We start from the raw sequence: 19,088 nt of genomic DNA, 5'->3' as shown, positions 1-19,088 counted from the left end.
TCACTCCTCGGCGATCCGGCCCGCGTAGATGTCGCCGCCCTCGGGCAGCCGGACGCGCGCCGGAGCGCCGAAATCGTAGAGCAGCGTGGTCGAGGCGACGGCCACGGGGTTCTTCTGCTGCCCGTTCAGGAAGCTGAAGCGGTGGCGCACCTTGCGGATGCGCCCCTCGTCGTCGAGGTACACGTCGAAGGGGACCTCGGCCGTGGCGAACCCCTTGCCCGCCGCGCGCAGCGAGCCCGCGCCGCCCTCGGAGGCCCGCCGGGCCGCGGCACCGAGGTCGGCCGTCCCGCGGTAGTGCCGCACCGCCGTGCCCGCGACCTCGGTCTCGCCCACGTACGTCGCCGTCCGCGTCCCGCGCAGCACCTCCGCCGCCGTGAACGGATCGGTGGCGCCGCCGGTGACGAGGTTGCCGTCGGTCAGGGTCCGGGTGTCCACCCGCACCCACTTGTCCGGCGGGACACCGGCGCCCCGGTTCTTCATGTACAGCGCGCCCGGCGCGAGCAGCTCGGTGATGGGCCGGCTCCCCGCGGTCCCGGCCGGGTCCTGCGGGAGCAGCACCTTCAGCCGGCCCGTGCGGCGGCGGAAGTCGTACACCCCGGCGCCCCGGATCGTCACCCGCGTCCCGCCGGCCGCCATCTCCATCGACGTCCTGGCCCGGGCGCTGCCCGCGTCCACCAGCCGGCCGGCGGCCCCGCGCAGCACGGCCACCGCGTCCCCGCCCCGGGAGTCCCCGGCGACGGCGTCCCCGCCCGCGCACCCGCCCGCACCCAGCCCCGTCGCGGCCGCGACCCCGGCCGCGACGAGAGCCGCACCCGTCCGCCCGCGCCACCGTTCCCGCTGCCGCCCAGTCATCGCCTGCCTACCCCCAGCCGGTACGTCCGTCACGGGCCCCCTGTTGTTCCGGTTAACGACGGGTATGTGCCCCCGTCACGCGGGCACCGGCCGCCCGGCCCCCGAGCCCGTCACCCGGGGTGGGTAACGTGGGCGGCGTGGCGCAGCAGGACGGGCCGGAGCCCGACCCCGATCTCCTCGAACACCGCACGACGACCCAGGAGAAGGGCCGCTTCTGCGTGGCCCGGTGCACCTGCGGCTGGCACGGCCCGGCCAGACGGGCCCGCAGCCAGGCCCGCACGGACGCGGACCGGCACGCGGCCGGCTGAACCCGGACCGCCCGGCGTGGAACCCCCGTCGCCGCCACCCCGTCTCCCACGGCGGAACCACCGGGAGGCCCCATGGAACGGCGCACAGTCCTCACCGCCGGCAGCGCGGCGATCGCCGCCGCCGCGACCTCGTTCAGCACCGCCTGCACCCCGTCGGGCGCCCGCTCCGCGCCCCCGGCGGCCACCCCGCGCACCACCACGGCCTCGAAGTCCACGGCGGCCGACTGGTCCGCCCTGGCCCGGGACCTGGACGGCCCCCTGGTGCGCCCCGGCGACGCGGCCTGGAAGACGGCCCGCCAGCTGTACAACACCCGCTTCGACGGCCTGCGCCCCGCGGCGGTCGCCTACGTCTCCCACGCGGACGACATCCGCACCGCCCTGGCCTACGCCCGCACCCACGCCCTGCGCGTGGCGATCCGCAACGGCGGCCATTCCTACGCCGGCTGGTCCTCCGGCGACGGACGGCTGATCGTCGACGTGTCCAAGCTCAGCCGGGTGCGCGCCTTCGGCGACAGCGCGGTCGTCGGCGCCGGCGCCAAACTCATCGACGTCTACCGCGCGCTGGCCGCCAAGGGCGTCACCATCCCCGCCGGCTCCTGCCCGACCGTCGGGGTCTCCGGGCTGACCCTCGGCGGCGGTCACGGCGTGGTCTCCCGCGCCTACGGACTGACCTGCGACAGCCTCACCCGGGCCACCCTGATCACCGCGGACGGCAAGCAGCTCACCGCCGACTCCCGCGAGAACACAGACCTGTTCTGGGCCCTGCGCGGCGCCGGCAACGGCAACTTCGGCGTGGTGACCGAACTGCACTTCAAGACCCACCCCGCGCCCCAGGGCGTCTCGGCCTACCTGTCCTGGCCCTGGTCGAAGGCGGCGGCGGTGGTGCGCGCCTGGCAGGAGTGGGGCCCCTCCCAGCCCGACGAGATCTGGTCGTCCCTGCACCTGGCGAACGCCGCCGGGGGCACCCCGACCGTCTCGGTCGCCGCCTTCTCCCTGGGCACCCACGGCGAGTTGAAGAACGCCGTGGACCGCCTCGCCGACCGGGTCGGCGCCCCCGCCCGCAGCGTCTCCCTGAAGCGCCGCTCGTACGAGGAGTCGATGGAGGTGTACGCGGGCTGCTCGTCGTTCCCGACGGACGCGCAGTGCCATCTGCCCGGTACGACACCGGGCCGCTCCTCGCAGGGCGCGCTGGGCCGCGAGACGTACGCGGCGGCCTCGGACTTCTTCGACCGCTCGCTGTCCGCGGCCGGCATCCGCACACTCCTGACCCAGATCGCCGCCGTGCGCGGCGGCACCGGCAGCATCGCGCTGACGGCGCTGGGCGGCGCGGTCAACCGCGTCTCCCCCACCGCCACGGCGTTCGTGCACCGCCGCTCGCGGATGCTGGCGCAGTACATCGGCGCCTGGCGGGCCGGGACGAGCGGCACGACGGCCCGCGACTGGCTGGCGTCGGCCCACCGGGCGATGCGTCCGCACGCCTCGGGCGCGGCCTACCAGAACTACACGGACCCGACGCTGACCGACTGGCGCAAGGCCTACTACGGGGACGCGGCGACCCGCCTGGCCAAGCTCAAGAAGCAGTACGACCCCGACCGCTTCTTCACCTACCCGCAGGCGCTGTGACTCCGGCCCCTCCCCGGGGGTCCCCCCGGGGTGGGCCCTAGGCCGCCAGGTCCCGCTCGGAGGTGCGGTCGGTGCGCGCCTCGGGGATGACGGTGTCCCGGTCGGACGCCCGTCCCCGGGCCCGCACCAGCCATCCCGCGCGGGGCGAGCGCTCGACGGCCCTCATCAGCGGCGTCAACAGGGCCATGGCGAGGGGCGAGAGCAGCAGGGCGACGGCCGTGCCGAGCGCGAAACCGCCCACGACGTCCGTCGGGTAGTGCACGCCCATGTAGACGCGGATGAACCCGCCGAACAGCGCCAGCACGAGCCCGACGAGCCCGAACCGTCGGTCGGCGACGAAGAGGGCGACCGCCAGCGCCATGACGATCGTGGCGTGGTCGCTGACGAACGAGTAGTCGGTCTTGCCCTGGACGAGCACGTCGAGGCCCTGGTGGTCCAGGAAGGGCCGGGGCCGTTCCACGAAGCCCCGTATCGGCACGTTCACCAGGACGGCCACACCCGCGGCCAGCGGCGCCCAGACGAGGGCGGCGACGGTGGAGGCCGCGTCCTCGCCGCCGCGCCGCCGCACGGACCACCAGCAACCGAGCACGAGCAGGACGATGGCGAGCAGCAGCCCGTACTCACCGACGTACTCCATGACCCGGTCGAACCACGGCGGCGCGGCCTTGGCCAGGCCGTTGATGTCGTAGAGGAGGTCGACGTCGGGGTTCGACCCGGAATCGGCGAGTCCAGCCATGGTGCTGCGGCCCCTTCGTCGTCTTCGCGGCGCACCCGTGCGTGCGCCGTGCCTGCCACCCCCGTGGGTTGTAGATCCGCTTCCGCTGTACGCGTGCGTGCCACGCGCTCCCTGACGTCTGCTCGGCTACGACATCAGGAACGCACGGTCCCCGTGCATCCGTTCCACACTCCACCGAATGATCACGCAGACGTTATCGAAGAGAGATACGTCGTCGCAGCTCAGGGGGTGGGTTCACGCTCCGTTCATACCGCGGTGGGCAGCGCTTTCGCGCCATCTTCGGTGACGCGCGTGGCCCCGAAGTAGTCGGGCGTGTCGATCGGGTCGAACCGGATGACCGCACCGGTCCGCGGCGCGTCGATCATGTACCCACCGCCGACATAAATGCCCACATGCCGGATGGCCCGGGAATTGGTGAGGTCGTCCGAGAAGAACACCAGATCACCGGGGAGCAGTTCGTCCCGCGCGGGGTGCGGCCCCGCGTTGTACTGGTCGTTCGCCACGCGCGGCAGCTTGATGCCGACGCTGGCGTAGGCGGCCTGGGTGAGCCCGGAGCAGTCGAAGCGTCCGCCCTGCTCAGGGGTGCCGGTACCGCCCCAGAGGTAGAGCGTGCCCAGCTTCTTCTGGGCGTACTCGATCGCGCCGGCGGCCTGCTGGGAGGGGTCGACCCGGCCCACGGGCGCGGCGAAGCTCTCGGAGAGGGTGGTGATCCGCTTCACGTAGTTCTGCGTCTCGTTGTACGGCGGCACGCCTCCGTACTTGATGACCGCATACGCCCCCGCGTTGTAGGCGGCCAGCATGTTTTCGGTCGGATTTCCGCCAACCTTCTTCACGTAGGACGCGAGTTCGCAGTCGTAGGAGGCCGCCGAGGGGATCGCGTCCGCCGGGTCCCACACGTCGCGGTCGCCGTCGCCGTCGCCGTCGATGCCGTGGCTGGCCCAGGTGCCGGGGATGAACTGCGCTATGCCCTGCGCGGCGGCGTGGCTCTGCGCCCGCGGATTGAAGCCGCTCTCCTGGTACAACTGCGCGGCGAGCAGGGCCGGGCTGATGGCGGGGCAGAGGTTGCCCCACTTCTGCACGAGCGGCGCGTAGGCGGCGGGCACCGACCCCTTGGCCAGCGCCTTCGCCCCACCGGCCACGCCGTTGACGACGTTCCCGGCGACGAGGTAGACGCCGATCACGAGCAGCATCACGAACGCGAGGGCGGAACTGATGGCGACGCCCGCCAGGATCCATGCCTTACGCACCGTCAACCGCCCCTCACAGCCCAGGAGTCCGCGAGCCAGTGTAGAGGCGGGCGCCCCGCGCCGGAACGATCACGCGAAGGGGAGTCGGGGCGGACGGAGGGACGACCGGCGACACGCGCACGACGAGAGGCGCGAACCGCGGCACGCAGGGCACGGGCCGGACGGACCGCGGCACGAACGGCGCGGGAAGAAGCGGACGCGGCACGAACGGCGCGGGAAGAAGCGGACGCGGCACGAACGGCGCGGGGAGAAGCGGACGCGGCACGAGCCGCACGGGGAGACGGACCGCGGCACCTGCGGCGTGGCGGGGGCGCGCAGCGCACACAGGCTCACGAACGGCCCGCCGCCCCGCTTCCCGGCCGGTACGCGGCGCAGGGGGGGCAACGAGCGACCCGCCGCGCGGTCCCGGCCGGCACGTCAGACGGCGTCCTGGTGCTCGCCGCTCGGCAGCGGGTAGCGCGTGCCCGTCAGCTCCTCCGAGACGGTCCACAGCCGCCGGGCCGTGAGCGGATCGCCGGCGGCGCGGGAGCGGCCCACCAGGGTGGGGCCGCCGCGCATCTCGCCGAACCCGTCGGGGCCGACGTAGCTCGCGCCGGGCAGGTCCTGGGTGGCGGCGTACAGGGTGGGCAGCGCGCCCGCCCTGTCGTCCTGGGCGAAGAACCGGTTGCCCAGCCGCAGCAGGGCCCGTGCCACCGGGTTGGCCGTGCCGTTCTGGAGGTTGGTCGCGGCGTACCCCGGGTGCGCGGCCAGGGCGCGGACGGTCGAACCCGACGCGGTCAGCCGGCGCTGGAGCTCCAGCGTGAACAGGAGGTTGGCCAGCTTGGACTGGGCGTAGGCGCGCTGCGGGGTGTAGCGCGACGTGAGGTCCAGGTCGTCGAACTCGATCCGGGCGCGGCCCCAGCGGTGAGCGCCGGAGGAGACGGTGACGACGCGGCCCGTGACGTGCGGCAGCAGCAGGTTGGTCAGGGCGAAGTGACCGAGGTGGTTGGTGCCGAACTGCATCTCGAAGCCGTCCTTGGTGCGCTGCCGCGGCAGCATCATCACGCCGGCGTTGTTCACGAGCAGGTGCAGCGGCTCCCGCCAGGCCTCGGCGAAGGCGCGCACGGAGGACAGGTCGGCCAGGTCCAGGCGGCGCACCTCGGTGCTGCCCCGGACCGTGGCGGCAGCGGCCCGGCCGCGCTCGGTGTCCCGCACGGCGAGGACGACGTGCGCCCCGGCCCGGGCCAGCGCGTCGGCCGTCGTGAGCCCGATGCCGCTGTTGGCGCCGGTGACGACCGCGGTCCGCCCGGAGAGGTCCGGGAGGCGGTCCGCGCGGAAGTTCTCGTTGCTCTGGAGGTCCGTCTTCTCAGCCATGAACCGAATGTAGGCGCCGCCAACAATGCTGTCAATGACAACAATGTCGACGCCGTCAACATCGAGTTACGATGGTGCGCATGCCAGACAGCCGCCCCTACCACCACGGAGACCTGCGCTCCACCCTGCTCGCCGGCGCGGAACGCACCCTGCGGGAGAAGGGGGCCGGGGCGCTGTCCCTGCGCGAACTGGCCCGGGAGGCCGGCGTCAGCCACGCCGCACCCGGCCGCCACTTCAAGGACAAGCAGGCCCTGCTGAACGCCCTGGCGCTGACCGGCTACGACCGGCTGGGCCAGGCCCTGGAGAGCGCCGACGACCCGGCCCTCCCGCTGGAACGGCGGCTGACCGTCCTCGCCCGGGCCTACCTCGCCTTCGCGATCGACAACGGCGAGCTGCTGGAGCTGATGTACGCCCGCAAGCACGAACCGGACGCCTCGGAGCAGATGGCCTCGGCCGTCGACCGGACGGTGGGCTCGCTGGAGCGGGTCATCGCCGACGCCCAGGAACGGGGCGAGATCGTCGCGGGCGATCCGCACCACATCACCCTGCTGACCGGCGCCACCCTCCAGGGCATCGCCTCCTTCGCGGCCGGCGGCATGCTCGACCCCCGCAGCGCGCTCGACGGCATCGAGGAGCTCGTCCACCTCCTCCTGCACGGCCTCAGGCCCCGCTGACCCCGGCGACCGGAGCACGCCGACGGACCATGGCACCACCACCGCACGGAGTCGTGACGCACCGTCACGGCCGAGTGCCGAAGCGGGCCGTGGCAGGTAGCCTTCCTCCGGGAAGCACCGGCGCGACCCTCACCCGATCGGCCGTCAGAAAGCGTCCGTGAAGGTGAGCAAGGCCGCAGGAGGGCACAACGACGGAACCACACACCAGGTTCCGCTCCGGCCTCATTGCCCGGGGTCACCCGCCGTGATACACAGAGTGACCATACGATCCTTCGTACACCGTTCGCCGTCCCCCACCCGGGCCGGCACCGGGCGGTGACAAGGTTTTCGTACGAAACCCGTCCATCAATGACGCCAAGTCGACATACGACGGCATCATTGTCGGCGAGAATGATGCCTGACCTCTGCATGCCCGCAGAGGATGCGGAACTACCCACCAGGGGCGGTGACTTACATGCTCTTTGCGGCCGACAAGGGAGACATCAACACCATCATCGGCGGGATCGCTCCGGACTGGGGCCCCTTCGGCAGCCTGGGCACCGAGGCGAAGACGATGGTTCAGGTCGTGATGGCGTTCGCCATCCTGATCTGCCTCGGCATCGCCGTCTGGGGCGCCGCCAAGCAGCGCATCGGGGCGACGGCCCTGCGGGACACCTTCAGCGCGGAACAGGGCAAGGGCCTCATCATCGCGGGCCTGACCGGTGTCTTCATCATCGGCTCGCTCGGCACGCTGTTCACGATCGTGTACGGCATGGCCGTGTAGACCGGGCACCGTCCGCCCCGGCCGGCGCGCCCGGCTCCCCCTTCCACCCCACCCGCCCGTCGTGCCCACCGGCTGAGGTTGCGTTTCCCTGATGTCGAGTCACCACACCGCGCCCGCGCGGGAACCAGCACGGCTACCGTCGTACGTGGAGTACGAGCAGTACGACCGGTACGAAGTGTTTCCGCACGACGTCGAGGGGGCGTACGCGGCATGAGTCTCGGTGACGAACGGGAGTCCTCCGGGGGCTACGGCGGCACGGGCCAGACCCGCACCCGCCTGCCCGACACGGACTCCGACTCCTACGGCACGCAGCGCCGCGGCCCCCGCTCCTCGTCCCGCGGCCTGGTCACGGTCGTCGGCGTGGTGGTCCTCCTGATCGCCGCGATCGCCTTCGCCAACCGGGGGGACGGCGACCCCGCGGACGACCCGACGACGACCAAGCCGGAGGCAGCAGCGACGGCTCCCTCGGGCCAACGCCCCGTCAAGACCAAGTCGGCCGCCGGCATTCCGTCGGGCTTCGCACAGGACCAGGAGGGAGCCGAGAGCGCGGCAGCCAACTACGCCGTGGTCCTGGTCTCCGCCGACATCCTCAAGCCCGCGCGGCGACCCGAGATCGTCCGCCAGGTCTTCGACGCCGGGAGAGCCGCCGAACTGGAGAGCACCCTCGACCGGGTCTACGACAAGGCGTTCCTCACCAAGGTCGGCCTGGACGAGAACGGCGACGCGCCCAAGGGCAGCACCTACGTCTCCCGCACCATGCCGGTCGGCACCAGGACCACCGACTACTCGGGTGGCACCGCCACCGTCGAGGTCTGGTGCACGGGCGTCTACGGGATGACGGGAGAGGCCTCGCAGACCCCCGTCACCAGCGACTGGTTCACCATGACCCTCCGGCTGCGCTGGAAGAACGGCGACTGGAAGGTCGACAGCTTCTCCCAGAAGGAAGGCCCCGCACCGGTCAACGGCGACAACAAGGTGTCGACGTCGGACGTCATCTCCAAGGCCGTCGAGGAGTTCGGAGGATTCACCTATGCCCGGTAGCCCGCGCCGTGCAGTGAAGGTCGCCGCAACCCTCACCGCCGCTCAGACGGCCCTGGTCCTGTTCGCAGGCCGAGCGGCCGCCGCCCCCACGCCGACGCCCAGCCCCAGCAACGACAACTGCTCCCTGCTCTCCGGCAGGGCCCGCGAGATCTGTGAAGGCGACACCGGGAGCGGCGGCGGGGGCGGGGGTGGTGACCGGATCAACCCCACCTCCACCCTCGACCCCCTCTCCTCCCTCGCCAAGGGGTGTGCCGACGCCGCCTCCTGGACCGTCGGCAAGCTCAGTGACGCCGTGCAGGAGACCGCCAACGTCGACTTCACCAACCCCAAGTTCCTCCAGCAGTACGCCGTCGTCTTCGCCGCCTCGACGGTCCTCACCCTCGTGCTGTGGATCCTCGCCGTCGCCAAACGCGCGGTCCGCGGCGTCCCCCTCGGCACCGCCCTGTCCGAAGCCGTCGGCTTCCTCTGGCTGACGGTCCTCGCCTCCGCCTTCACCCCGCTGATCCTCTACACCATCGTCTCGGCCACGGACGGCATCACCCAGGTCCTCGCCAAGGCGACCGGCGACCAGACCGACGCCTTCTTCGGCACCTTCTCCGAGGCCCTGAAGAAGGGCGAGGACATCGGCGGCGGCCCGATCATGCTGATCGTCGTCTCCCTGGTCAGCATCCTCGCCGCCGGAGTCCTCTGGCTGGAACTCGTCATCCGCGCGGCCCTGCTCTACGTCGGCGCCCTCCTCGGCACCGTCGTCTACGCCGGCCTCGTCGACAAGAACCTCTGGGGCCACGTCCGCCGCTGGGTGGGCATCATGATCGCGGTGATCCTCGTCAAGCCGGTCATCGTGATCGTGCTCGGCCTCGCCGGCGCACTCTCCGCCGACGACGGCCCGGACGCCTTCTCCGCCGTCGTCTCCGGCCTCGCCATCATCCTGCTCGCGATCTTCGCCAGCGCGATGATCTACCGCTTCGTCCCCGGCTTCGGCGACGAGATCGCCGGCTCCCGCAACAACCGCATCATGCAGGGCGCCGAGGGCAAGGCCGCGGCCGTCATCAGCTCCCCGGCGTCCCTGGTCGCGCAGGGCATCAAGACCCACAGCACCCGCGCCGACCACAACGGCGGAGGCGGCCAGTCCGCCCCCCGCCCCAGCAACCCCGCATCCGGCGGGGTCGCCGCGCACAGCGCGCGCACCTCGAACGGCGGCGGCGGAACTGTCCCCTCCGCCGCACCCGCACCCCGTTCGAGCAGCCCCGTCAACACGCCCCACGCCAGCAGCACCCGCAACAGCAGTACCAACCGCACGGGAGGTGAAGGGCGTTGACGACCGAGTCCCACGTGTCCCATCCGGTCACGCCCCGCCGTACGTATCTGATCGGCCGCGCCCGGCCGAACGCGATCATCGGCCGCAACCGCGAGACGGGCGAGATCGCCCTGATCGTCGTGGGCGCGTTCCTCGGCATGATGTGCGGGCTCCTCGTCCCCGTGCTGTCCCTGCGCATCGTGCTGCTCGCCGGCTTCCCGATGCTGGCGCTGGCCGCGGTGTACGTGCCCTACAAGCACCGCACGTTCTACAAGTGGTTCGAGATCAACCGCAGCTACAAGCGGACCCTCAAGCGCAACTCCACCTACCGCTCCACCGCCGTCGAGGCCGGCACCCGCCTGGACGGCCGCGAGATCGAGGTGGGACCGCCCCCGGGCATCGGCCGCATCACCTGGCTGTCCGCCCCCTTCGGACCCGACGAGATCGCCGTCCTGCTGCACGCCGACCGCAAGACCGTCACCGCCGCCATCGAGATCGAGGGCCCCGGCGTCGGCCTGCGCGACAGCGAGGACCAGGAAGCGCTGGTCGACCGCTTCGGCACCCTGCTCAAGCACGTGGCCAACGGCGACGGCTTCGTCACCCGCCTGCAGATGCTCGCCCGCACCCTGCCCGCCGACCCCGACGCCCACGCCAAGGACGTCGCCGTCCGCGGGGACGACAGGGCCCTGCCCTGGCTGCAGGAGTCCTACGACCAGCTCCAGTCCATGGTGTCGACCAGCAGCGAGCAGCACCGCGCCTACCTGGTCGCCTGCATGCACTACAACCGCGAGCTCGCCGCCGAGGCCAACGCCATGGCCCGCGCCGCCCGCGCGCACGGCGGCAAGGTCGACCGCGACGCCGGACTCGCCGTCGTCATGGCCCGCGAGCTCACCGACATCTGCTCGCGCCTGCAGGAGGCCGACATCCGCGTGCGCCAGCCGCTCGGCCAGAGCCGGCTGTCCTCGCTGATCCACTCCATGTACGACCCGGACCACCCCATCGACCACATCCAGGCGATGACCAAGCGCAACGCCTGGCCGGCCGAACTGGACGCCACCGAGCCCACCTACCTCCAGGCCAAGACCCGCGAGTCCTCCACCCGCGCCCCCTGGTGCCACGCCACGGCCTGGGTGAAGGAGTGGCCGATGACCCCCGTCGGCGTCAACTTCCTCGCCCCGCTGCTCGTCCACACCCCGGACGTGATCCGCACGGTCGCCGTCACCATGGACCTCGAACCCACCGAGGTCGCCATCGAGCGCATGCTCACCGAGAAGACCAACGACGCGGCCGAGGCGTCCCGCGCCGCCAAGATGAACCGCACCGTCGACCCGCGCGACGTCGCCGCCCACTCCCGCCTGGACCAGCGCGGCGAGGACCTCGCCAGCGGCGCCGCCGGCGTCAACCTCGTCGGCTACATCACCGTCTCCTCCCGCTCCCCCGACGCCCTCGCCCGCGACAAGCGGACGATAAGGGCCTCGGCCGGAAAGTCGTACCTCAAGCTCGAATGGTGCGACCGCGAGCACCACCGCGCGTTCGTGAACACCCTTCCCTTCGCCACCGGCATCCGGAGGTAGGACCCATGCGGGACCCGCTGTCCGTCCTCACCGAAGCCTTCACGTCCTTCCTCTTCGGGAAGGTCGAGACGACCCGGCTCCCGGTGCGCACGTCCACGGGCCAGGCCCAGGCGGTCTACCTCCCGACCGCCGCCCCCGGCCTCGGCGACTCCGGCGTCATCATCGGCCGCGAGGTGTACTCCGGAAAGGGCTACATCTACGACCCCTTCCAGCTCTACGGCCAGCAGCTCCCCGCACCCCACTGGCTGGTCCTCGGCGAGTCCGGCAACGGCAAGTCGGCGCTGGAGAAGACGTACGTCCTGCGCCAGCTCCGCTTCCGCGACCGCCAGGTCGTCGTCCTGGACGCCCAGGGCGAGGACGGCGTCGGCGAGTGGAACCTCATCGCGCAGGAGCTGGGGATAACTCCCATCCGCCTGGACCCGACGGCGGCCCTGGACATGGGCATCCGGCTCAACCCGCTCGACCCCGCGATCACCACGACGGGCCAGCTGGCGCTGCTCCGCACGATCATCGAGGTCGCCATGGGCCACGGCCTGGACGAACGCTCCGGCTTCGCCCTGAAGGTCGCGCACGCCTACGTCAACGAGACGATCGTCGACCGCCAGCCGGTCCTGTCCGACATCGTGGAGCAGCTGCGCCACCCCGAGCCGAAGTCCGCCGAGGCCATGAACGTCGCCATAGACGACGTCCGCGCCTGGGGCCTGGACGTCGCGCTCGTCCTGGACCGGCTCGTCGACGGTGACCTGCGGGGCATGTTCGACGGCCCCACCACGGTCGGCATCGACCTGGACGCCCCCCTGATCGTCTTCGACCTCTCCCACATCGACCGCAACTCCATCGCCATGCCCATCCTCATGGCGATCGTCGGCGTGTGGCTGGAGCACACCTGGATCCGCCCCGACCGGAAGAAGCGCATCTTCCTCGTCGAAGAGGCCTGGCACATCATCAACAGCCCCTTCGTGGCGCAGCTGTTCCAGCGCCTGCTGAAGTTCGGCCGCCGCCTCGGCCTGTCCTTCGTCGCGGTCGTCCACCACCTGTCCGACGTCGTCGACGGCGCGGCGGCCAAGGAAGCGGCGGCGATCCTCAAGATGGCCTCCACCAGGACGATCTACGCCCAGAAGGCCGACGAGGCCAGAGCCACCGGCCGCGTCCTCGGCCTGCCCCGCTGGGCCGTCGAGATCATCCCGACCCTCACCCCCGGCATCGCCGTCTGGGACGTCAACGGCAACGTCCAGGTCGTCAAACACCTGGTCACCGAGACCGAACGCCCCCTGGTCTTCACCGACCGCGCCATGACCGAGTCCTCCCTCGACCACGCGGACGACGCCCTGCACGCCGCCGAGCGCGAGGCGGAGGCACGGGCCGCGGCCTTCGTGGAGCACCACATGGGCGACTCCGAATCGACGGTGGCATAAGGGGCGGCGCGTGAGACCGGACGACCCCCGCGACCGGCGGGACACGCAGGGCGGCATCCCCGACGGGCTGCTGATCGGCATACTCGCGCTGCTCCTCGGCACGACCCTGCTGGTGTGGACGGCCACCGGCCTCGCCGGCCTGTTCGCCCACGGCTCCTGGCCGTCCGGAGTCACCTTCACGCGCACGCCCCCGGCCATGCGCGAACTCATCGCCCACCCCCAGGACCTCACCGCCGCCTGGCCCACCACCCCCGCCGGGGACCTCTCCGGCTACGGCCTCTTCTGGGGCCTGTTCATCGGCCAGCTGATGCTCCTGTTCGTCCTGACGGTCTTCGTGATGGGCACGGTGGCCCGCTGGAGGGCGGTCCGCGCGAGACGCCGCACCGACGAGGCCAGGGCGGCGGACGGCCTGTACGGACCGGCGCCCGCCGCCCGCCACGACGTACCGTCGACGCCCGGCCACGGCACCCCGCCCGCAGGGCAGCACCAGGCAGCCGCAGCGCGGCACGAGGGACCGGTCGCGCCCCGGCACGATCCCCCGCCGGCTCCGACGCCCCACGAGGTACCGGCCCCGGCGGCGCAACACGCCACCGCAGCCCCGGCTCCCTCCACCCCGGTCCCGGCCACCCCCGACGCCCCGGCCGCACACGTCCCGACCGCCGCCCACACCCCGGCCGCCCCGCACGACGTCCCCACGCCGCGCCGGGCCACGGCTCCCGCCGCCCCGGCGCCCCTGTTCGCCCAGGGAGGGCCCGGCGGGTGGCCGAAAGTCCTCGTGGCCCCGCGGGAAACCCGCCGGACCACCGCCGCCCAGGCCGTACGCGACGCGGAGGGCCCCGCCCTGGTCGTCACCTCCAACCCCGCCCTGTGGCAGGAGACCAAGGACGCCAGGGCCAAACTCGGCCCCACCCACCTCTACGACCCCGGCCACCTGTGCGACACACCCTCCCGCCTGCACTGGTCCCCCACCACCGGCTGCGAGGACCGGGACACGGCAGCCGCCCGGGCCACCGCCCTCCTCACACCCGTCCGCCCCACCGCCAAGCTCGACCAGGCGGTCGGCGACACGGCCACCACCCTCCTGCGCAGCTACCTGCACGCCGCCGCCATCGACGGCCGCACCGTCCGCCACGTCCACCGCTGGTCCCAGGGCACCCAGATCCAGGACGCCGTACGCATCCTGCGCACCAGCCCCAAGGCGTCCCCCGGCGCCGCCGGCGAACTCGAGGGCGCCCTCACCGCCCACCCCGAACGCCGCGACATGGCCCAGCACCTGACGACCCGTGCCCTGGCGGCCCTCTCCACGGTCAACATCCGCGAGGCCTGCACTCCCAACCGAAATGATGCCCTCGCCTTGGATTCCTTCGTCCACGAAGCGGGAACGCTTTACGTGGTGGGGGAATCCATCGAGGACCCCAGGACCGAACCGGGCGCGATGCCCTTCCTGACGGCCCTCGTCTCGAGCGTGGTCGAGCGCGGCCGGCACATGGCCGAACGGTCATCGGCCGGTCGCCTCGACCCACCAATGACGCTCGTCCTGGACGACGTCGCGGCCGTGGCCCCGCTTCCCCAGCTCCCGGAGCTGCTGGCCACCGGAGCGGACCGGGGCCTGCCGACCCTGGCCCTGCTCCGGTCCGCCGAACAGGGCCGCTCCCGCTGGCCCCACGACGAACTGCCGGTCTAGGGCCTGGGACCGGCGGCCCGCGACGCACTGCCGGTCCAGGACCGGCCCGGACCGGCGGCCCGCAGCCGGGCACGCCCGCCCGTCACTCCCGCTCGAGCACGAACTCCAGCTCCCGCTCCCCCTCCCCCAGCGGCACCGTCAGCCCGCTCGGCAGGAACCCCGCCCGCCGGTAGAACCGCTGCGCCCGCCCGTTGTCCTCGTGCACGATGAGCCGCACCCGCTCCAGACCCCGCCCCCAGGCCCACTCCAGCGCCGCGTCGAACAGCACCTCCGTCAGCCCGCTCCCGCGCTCCTCCGGCCGCACGAACACACCGACGACATGCCCCTGCTTCCGCTCCACCGGAAACCCGGCCCAGTCGGTCGTCCCCGGCTCCTCCACCAGCACGGTCAGCGTCCCCACCCACCGCCCGTCCGGCCCCTCGGCGATGATCTGCTGCGCCCCGTCCGCCCCTTCGGCGGCCCCCGCCGTCCGCTCCCGCCAGAACGCGTCCGGCCGGGCCGCGGCCTGCTCGTACGTCTCCAGGAACGCGAGGTGCGCCACCGGGTCCCGCAGCGCCGCGAGCCGCAGCTCCTTCGCCGCAGGCCACTCATCAGCACGAACGGACCGGATCACATAGCTCATACGGCCACGGTAGTACCCGGGTACGACACCCCTCACCCGGATTACCACCGCCGGTCCGACGACCGCGGCCCCCGCCCGCACGAGCATCGAAGCATGCTGACCGCACACCGACTCACCAAACGCTACGGCGACCGTACGGTCGTCACGGACCTGTCCTTCACCGTCCGCCCGGGGACGGTCACCGGCTTCCTCGGCCCCAACGGCGCCGGCAAGTCCACGACCATGCGCATGCTCCTCGGCCTCGACACCCCCACCCGCGGCCACGCCACCGTGAACGGCCGCTCCTACGCCGCCCACCCCGCACCGCTCACCGAGGTCGGCGCCCTGCTGGAGGCCCGCTCGGTCCACCCGGGCCGCACCGCCCACCACCACCTGCGGGCCCTGGCCCTCACCCACGGCATCCCCCGCACACGGGTCGACCAGGTCCTCGGCCTCACCGGCCTCACCGACGTGGCCCACCGCCGTGTCAAGGGCTTCTCCCTCGGCATGGGACAGCGCCTCGGCATCGCCGCCGCGCTCCTCGGCGACCCGGCCGTGCTGATCCTCGACGAGCCGGTCAACGGCCTCGACCCCGAGGGCGTGCTGTGGATCCGCACCCTGCTGAAGTCCCTCGCCGCGGAGGGCCGCACGGTCTTCGTCTCCTCCCACCTGATGAGCGAGATGGCCCTGACCGCCGAGCACCTGGTCATCATCGGCCGCGGCCGCCTCCTCGCCGACACCACCGTCGCCGACTTCGTCCGCGACTCCGCCGCCGGCACCACCAGGGTCGTCACCCCCCGGGCACCCGACCTCGTACGCCTCCTCACCGCCCCCGGCGTCGACATCACCACCGACGGCCCCGGCGCCCTCCAGGTCCGCGGCACCGACGCCGCACACATCGGCCGCACGGCAGCCGCCCACGGCATCCCCCTGTTCGAACTGACCCCGGGCACCGCCTCCCTGGAGGAGGCCTTCATGGACCTCACCCGCGACGCCCTGGAGTACCCGGCGGCCCTGGAAGGAGCAGCGGCATGACCACGACCGCCCTCGCCCACCGCGTCACCCCGGCCCGCGTCCTGCACGCGGAATGGCACAAGCTCCGCACCCTGCGCTCCACCTGGGTGAACCTCGCCGTCACCACCGCCCTGACCGTGGCCATGGGAATCGGCCTCGGCGCCGCCTACGACGACACCGGCGAGGGCGCGCTGGACACCGTCGTCTTCGTCCTGCTCGGCACCCAGTTCGCCCAGATCAACCTCGGGGTCCTGGGCATCCTCGCCACGGCCGGCGAGTACTCCACCGGCCAGATCCGCGCCACCATGACCGCCGTCCCGCGCCGCCTGCCCGTCCTCTGGTCCAAGGCCGCCGTCCTGGCGGCGGTCGCCCTCCCGCTCACCCTGGCCACGAACCTGCTGACCTTCCCCCTGGCCCAGACCTTCCTCACCGGCACCGACCTGTCGGCCTCCCTCACCGACCCGGGCGTCCTGCGGGCCCTCGCGGGCAATGCCGCCGGACTCGCCCTCCTCACCGTCCTCGCCCTCGGCATCGGCGCCCTGGTCCGCTCGGTCCCCCTGGCCATCGGCACCTTCATCGGCCTGCTCATGATCCTCCCGGAGGTCCTCGCCATGCTCCCGTACGCCGTCGTCGACGACGCCGTCCACTACTTCCCCGGCAAGGCCCTCGAAGCCCTCACCACGGCGCAGCCCGTCCCCGGAGCGGCATCGCCGGGCACCGCCCTGCTCGCCCTGGTCCTGTGGACGGCCGCGACCCTGGCGGCGGCCGCGGTGGTCCTGCGCCGCCGGGACGTGTGACGCCCGGACGGGAAGGCCCCACGATGGACCCCGTGACGCACGACAGGGCGCCGGAGCCCCTCACCGAGTACGCCCACCGCCTCACCGGCCGGCTGCGCGCCTTCGACCGACGCCATCCCCTGCTGTGGGACCTGCACTTCACCGCCTTCTGGGTCACGGCCGCCCTGATCGACCACCTGGGCGGCGGCTGGCGCAACAACGCCCACCAGCTCGACGTGCCCGGCTGGCTGCTGCTCACCCTGAGCCTCGGCCTCTCCGTCCCGCTCCTGAGCCGCCGCACCCACCCCGGCGCGGCCCTCGCCGCCACACTCCCCTTCGCCCTGGTCAACGCCTGGACGGGCGCCGCCCTCCAGGCAGCACTCCTCCAGCTGGTCCTCGTCTACTACCTGGCCCTGCGCCGCCCCCTGCGCAACCTGTGGTGGGCCACGGCCCTGGTGATGGCCCCGGTCCTGGTGTCGGTCGCCCGCCACGGGGAGGGCACGTGGGACCAGCAGATCGGTTCGCAGCTGATGTCCGTCGCGGTCGCCGCCCTCATCGGCGCCACGGTCCGCACCCGCCGCGATCACACCGAGGCCCTGGAGGACCGCGCCCGCCGCCTGGAGAGCGAACGCGACCAGCAGGCCCGGCTCGCCACCGCGGTCGAACGCGCCCGCATCGCCCGGGAGATGCACGACATCATCGGCCACAACCTCTCCGTCATCACGGGCCTCGCCGACGGCGGCCGCTACGCCGCCGCCAAGAGCCCCGAGCGCGCGGCCCAGGCCCTCGACGCCATCGCCACCACCAGCCGCCAGGCCCTCACCGAACTCCGCCGGCTCCTCGACGTCCTGCGCGAGGAGGAGAACGAGGAGGCGAAGGAGCCCGCGGACCTCACCCCGCAGCCCGGCCTCACCGACCTCGACCAGCTTCTCGACGGCGTCCGCGCGGCCGGCCTCCCCGTCCAGCTCACCGTCGACGGCACCCCCACCCTCCCGCCGGGCCGCCAGCTCACCGTCTACCGGGTCGTCCAGGAGGCACTCACCAACACCCTGAAACACGCGGGCCCGCACACGACCGCGGCCATAGACCTCTCCTACCGGGAGAAGGCCGCCGTCACCGTCACCATCACGGACACGGGCACCGCCCCGCCCCGTTCCCCGGACACCCGGGCCGCCGGCCGCGGACTCCCGGGAATGCGCGAGCGAACGGCCCTGTACGGCGGCACACTTGAGGCCGGCCCCCGCCCGTATCCGGAGCAGGGCTGGTGCGTCCGTCTGCATCTCCCGGAGGACATCCCGCAGTGACCACGGTCCTGATCGCCGACGACCAGCCCCTGCAGCGCTTCGGCTCCCGCATGCTCCTGGAGAGCCAGGACGACATGACGGTCGTCGGCGAGGCGACGAACGGGGCGGAAGCGGTCCGCATGACCGCCGAACTCCACCCCGACGTCGTCCTCATGGACGTCCGCATGCCCGGCCTGGACGGCATCGAGGCGACCCGCCGCATCACGGCCGCCGGCGCCCGCACCCGCGTCCTCATCGTCACGACCTTCGACCTGGACGAGTACGCCTACGCCGGCCTGCGGGCGGGTGCCTCCGGCTTCCTCGTGAAGGACGCCCAGCCCGAGGACCTCCTCTCCGGCATCCGCGCGGTGGCGACCGGGGACGCGGTGGTGGCACCCAGCCTGACCCGCCGCCTGCTCGACGCCTACGTCCACCACCTGCCGGCGGACCCCGGCACGACCGCTCTCCCCGAGAACGATCCTCGCCTGGCGTCCCTGACCGACCGGGAACGCGAGATCCTCACGGTGATCGGCCAGGGCTGGACGAACACGGAGATAGCCACGCGCCTCCATCTCGCCGAGTCGACGGTGAAGACCCACGTGGGCCGCATCCTGGCGAAGACCGGATCCCGCGACCGCATTCAGGCGGTCATTCTGGCGTACGACACGAAGCTGGTGCAGCCGTCGTAAAGGCGTAAAGGCCCCTGAAACGCAGAAAACCCCCGCATCTTTCGATGCGGGGGTTTTCCCAACAATTGTTCGGCGGCGTCCTACTCTCCCACAGGGTCCCCCCTGCAGTACCATCGGCGCTGTAAGGCTTAGCTTCCGGGTTCGGAATGTAACCGGGC

18 protein-coding genes and 1 rRNA gene are annotated in these 19,088 nt (G+C 72.5%); 13 read left to right on the top strand and 6 right to left on the bottom strand.

Annotated features, from left to right (window positions below; all coding sequences use genetic code 11):
* Nucleotides 1-852 (bottom strand): hypothetical protein, encoded by an 852-nt coding sequence (locus ACFYWG_RS27435; protein WP_383501368.1) that lies wholly within the window; start codon nucleotides 850-852, stop codon nucleotides 1-3.
* 137 nt (nucleotides 853-989) lie between these two features.
* Between ACFYWG_RS27435 and ACFYWG_RS27430 the strand changes: the two genes are divergently transcribed.
* Together ACFYWG_RS27430 and ACFYWG_RS27425 are read left to right on the top strand one after the other, a co-directional pair.
* Entirely contained in the window at nucleotides 990-1,160 is a 171-nt protein-coding gene (locus tag ACFYWG_RS27430) for a hypothetical protein (protein ID WP_376330589.1), read from the top strand.
* A gap of 72 nt (nucleotides 1,161-1,232) precedes the next feature.
* The gene (locus tag ACFYWG_RS27425) at nucleotides 1,233-2,783 is read left to right on the top strand and encodes an FAD-binding oxidoreductase (RefSeq protein ID WP_389204002.1); all 1,551 of its coding nucleotides are present in this window, start codon (nucleotides 1,233-1,235) and stop codon (nucleotides 2,781-2,783) included.
* A 37-nt stretch (nucleotides 2,784-2,820) separates the two neighbouring features.
* Here the strand turns inward: ACFYWG_RS27425 and ACFYWG_RS27420 are convergent, their stop codons facing one another.
* The 3 genes from ACFYWG_RS27420 to ACFYWG_RS27410 form a co-directional block, all read right to left on the bottom strand.
* A complete protein-coding gene (locus ACFYWG_RS27420; RefSeq protein ID WP_383501362.1) occupies nucleotides 2,821-3,519 on the bottom strand; it encodes a phosphatase PAP2 family protein in 699 nt (232 codons plus the stop codon).
* Nucleotides 3,520-3,764: 245 nt separating this feature from the next.
* A complete protein-coding gene (locus tag ACFYWG_RS27415; protein WP_389204181.1) occupies nucleotides 3,765-4,709 on the bottom strand; it encodes an NlpC/P60 family protein in 945 nt (314 codons plus the stop codon).
* Between the two features lie 474 nt (nucleotides 4,710-5,183).
* Complete coding sequence (locus tag ACFYWG_RS27410) at nucleotides 5,184-6,119, bottom strand: oxidoreductase (protein ID WP_389204001.1); 936 nt, start codon at nucleotides 6,117-6,119, stop codon at nucleotides 5,184-5,186.
* 71 nt (nucleotides 6,120-6,190) lie between these two features.
* Here ACFYWG_RS27410 and ACFYWG_RS27405 point away from each other — a divergent pair, with 71 nt between their 5' ends.
* The 7 genes from ACFYWG_RS27405 (at nucleotide 6,191) to ACFYWG_RS27375 (ending at nucleotide 14,567) form a co-directional block, all read left to right on the top strand.
* A complete protein-coding gene (locus tag ACFYWG_RS27405) occupies nucleotides 6,191-6,793 on the top strand; it encodes a TetR/AcrR family transcriptional regulator (protein WP_389204000.1) in 603 nt (200 codons plus the stop codon).
* 454 nt (nucleotides 6,794-7,247) lie between these two features.
* Nucleotides 7,248-7,556, top strand: coding sequence for a hypothetical protein (locus ACFYWG_RS27400; RefSeq protein ID WP_333935173.1), 309 nt, complete (start codon nucleotides 7,248-7,250; stop codon nucleotides 7,554-7,556).
* Nucleotides 7,557-7,766: 210 nt separating this feature from the next.
* Nucleotides 7,767-8,597, top strand: a complete 831-nt coding sequence (locus tag ACFYWG_RS27395) for a hypothetical protein (protein WP_389203999.1) — start codon at nucleotides 7,767-7,769, stop codon at nucleotides 8,595-8,597.
* Nucleotides 8,587-9,915 (top strand): hypothetical protein, encoded by a 1,329-nt coding sequence (locus ACFYWG_RS27390; RefSeq protein WP_389203998.1) that lies wholly within the window; start codon nucleotides 8,587-8,589, stop codon nucleotides 9,913-9,915. The genes ACFYWG_RS27395 and ACFYWG_RS27390 overlap by 11 nt, the downstream gene beginning before the upstream one ends.
* Entirely contained in the window at nucleotides 9,912-11,468 is a 1,557-nt protein-coding gene (locus ACFYWG_RS27385) for an SCO6880 family protein (protein WP_376330573.1), read from the top strand. The genes ACFYWG_RS27390 and ACFYWG_RS27385 overlap by 4 nt, the downstream gene beginning before the upstream one ends.
* Nucleotides 11,469-11,473: 5 nt before the next feature.
* Nucleotides 11,474-12,883 carry an ATP-binding protein gene (locus tag ACFYWG_RS27380; protein ID WP_376330571.1) on the top strand — a complete coding sequence of 470 codons (1,410 nt, stop codon included), beginning with the start codon at nucleotides 11,474-11,476 and terminating at the stop codon, nucleotides 12,881-12,883.
* Between the two features lie 10 nt (nucleotides 12,884-12,893).
* Complete coding sequence (locus tag ACFYWG_RS27375) at nucleotides 12,894-14,567, top strand: type VI secretion protein (RefSeq protein ID WP_389203997.1); 1,674 nt, start codon at nucleotides 12,894-12,896, stop codon at nucleotides 14,565-14,567.
* A gap of 82 nt (nucleotides 14,568-14,649) precedes the next feature.
* Here ACFYWG_RS27375 and ACFYWG_RS27370 read toward each other — a convergent pair whose 3' ends face one another.
* The gene (locus tag ACFYWG_RS27370; RefSeq protein ID WP_389203996.1) at nucleotides 14,650-15,189 is read right to left on the bottom strand and encodes a GNAT family N-acetyltransferase; all 540 of its coding nucleotides are present in this window, start codon (nucleotides 15,187-15,189) and stop codon (nucleotides 14,650-14,652) included.
* 93 nt (nucleotides 15,190-15,282) lie between these two features.
* Here ACFYWG_RS27370 and ACFYWG_RS27365 point away from each other — a divergent pair, with 93 nt between their 5' ends.
* Genes ACFYWG_RS27365 through ACFYWG_RS27350 form a run of 4 tightly spaced genes read left to right on the top strand, consistent with a single transcriptional unit; the run spans nucleotide 15,283 to nucleotide 18,930 of the window.
* Nucleotides 15,283-16,203 (top strand): ABC transporter ATP-binding protein, encoded by a 921-nt coding sequence (locus ACFYWG_RS27365; RefSeq protein ID WP_389203995.1) that lies wholly within the window; start codon nucleotides 15,283-15,285, stop codon nucleotides 16,201-16,203.
* Nucleotides 16,200-16,979, top strand: a complete 780-nt coding sequence (locus ACFYWG_RS27360; protein ID WP_389203994.1) for an ABC transporter permease — start codon at nucleotides 16,200-16,202, stop codon at nucleotides 16,977-16,979. The genes ACFYWG_RS27365 and ACFYWG_RS27360 overlap by 4 nt, the downstream gene beginning before the upstream one ends.
* A gap of 23 nt (nucleotides 16,980-17,002) precedes the next feature.
* Nucleotides 17,003-18,262, top strand: a complete 1,260-nt coding sequence (locus tag ACFYWG_RS27355; RefSeq protein ID WP_389203993.1) for a sensor histidine kinase — start codon at nucleotides 17,003-17,005, stop codon at nucleotides 18,260-18,262.
* A complete protein-coding gene (locus ACFYWG_RS27350; RefSeq protein ID WP_389203991.1) occupies nucleotides 18,259-18,930 on the top strand; it encodes a response regulator in 672 nt (223 codons plus the stop codon). Before ACFYWG_RS27355 ends, ACFYWG_RS27350 begins: the two co-directional genes overlap by 4 nt.
* 67 nt (nucleotides 18,931-18,997) lie before the next feature.
* On the opposite strand, the gene rrf is transcribed toward ACFYWG_RS27350, so the two are convergent.
* Nucleotides 18,998-19,088, bottom strand: a 5S ribosomal RNA gene (gene rrf, locus ACFYWG_RS27345); the annotation flags it as partial.

The organism is Streptomyces sp. NPDC003456, from assembly GCF_042878735.1.
In the GTDB taxonomy this organism is placed as follows: Bacteria; Actinomycetota; Actinomycetes; order Streptomycetales; family Streptomycetaceae; genus Streptomyces.
Note: the sequence above shows the minus strand (reverse complement) of the source record. Positions and strands in the feature narration are given on the sequence as shown.

What these genes read in the sequence shown, in the direction of transcription:
- ACFYWG_RS27365 (WP_389203995.1), top strand. Translation starts at nt 15,283, where the DNA reads ATGCTGACCGCACACCGACTCACCAAACGCTACGGCGACCGTACGGTC.
- ACFYWG_RS27405 (WP_389204000.1), top strand. Translation starts at nt 6,191, where the DNA reads ATGGTGCGCATGCCAGACAGCCGCCCCTACCACCACGGAGACCTGCGC.
- ACFYWG_RS27380 (WP_376330571.1), top strand. Translation starts at nt 11,474, where the DNA reads ATGCGGGACCCGCTGTCCGTCCTCACCGAAGCCTTCACGTCCTTCCTC.
- ACFYWG_RS27390 (WP_389203998.1), top strand. Translation starts at nt 8,587, where the DNA reads ATGCCCGGTAGCCCGCGCCGTGCAGTGAAGGTCGCCGCAACCCTCACC.
- ACFYWG_RS27370 (WP_389203996.1), bottom strand. Translation starts at nt 15,189, where the DNA reads ATGAGCTATGTGATCCGGTCCGTTCGTGCTGATGAGTGGCCTGCGGCG.
- ACFYWG_RS27420 (WP_383501362.1), bottom strand. Translation starts at nt 3,519, where the DNA reads ATGGCTGGACTCGCCGATTCCGGGTCGAACCCCGACGTCGACCTCCTC.
- ACFYWG_RS27410 (WP_389204001.1), bottom strand. Translation starts at nt 6,119, where the DNA reads ATGGCTGAGAAGACGGACCTCCAGAGCAACGAGAACTTCCGCGCGGAC.
- ACFYWG_RS27360 (WP_389203994.1), top strand. Translation starts at nt 16,200, where the DNA reads ATGACCACGACCGCCCTCGCCCACCGCGTCACCCCGGCCCGCGTCCTG.
- ACFYWG_RS27400 (WP_333935173.1), top strand. Translation starts at nt 7,248, where the DNA reads ATGCTCTTTGCGGCCGACAAGGGAGACATCAACACCATCATCGGCGGG.
- ACFYWG_RS27425 (WP_389204002.1), top strand. Translation starts at nt 1,233, where the DNA reads ATGGAACGGCGCACAGTCCTCACCGCCGGCAGCGCGGCGATCGCCGCC.
- ACFYWG_RS27355 (WP_389203993.1), top strand. Translation starts at nt 17,003, where the DNA reads ATGGACCCCGTGACGCACGACAGGGCGCCGGAGCCCCTCACCGAGTAC.
- ACFYWG_RS27395 (WP_389203999.1), top strand. Translation starts at nt 7,767, where the DNA reads ATGAGTCTCGGTGACGAACGGGAGTCCTCCGGGGGCTACGGCGGCACG.
- ACFYWG_RS27415 (WP_389204181.1), bottom strand. Translation starts at nt 4,709, where the DNA reads ATGCTGCTCGTGATCGGCGTCTACCTCGTCGCCGGGAACGTCGTCAAC.
- ACFYWG_RS27435 (WP_383501368.1), bottom strand. Translation starts at nt 852, where the DNA reads ATGACTGGGCGGCAGCGGGAACGGTGGCGCGGGCGGACGGGTGCGGCT.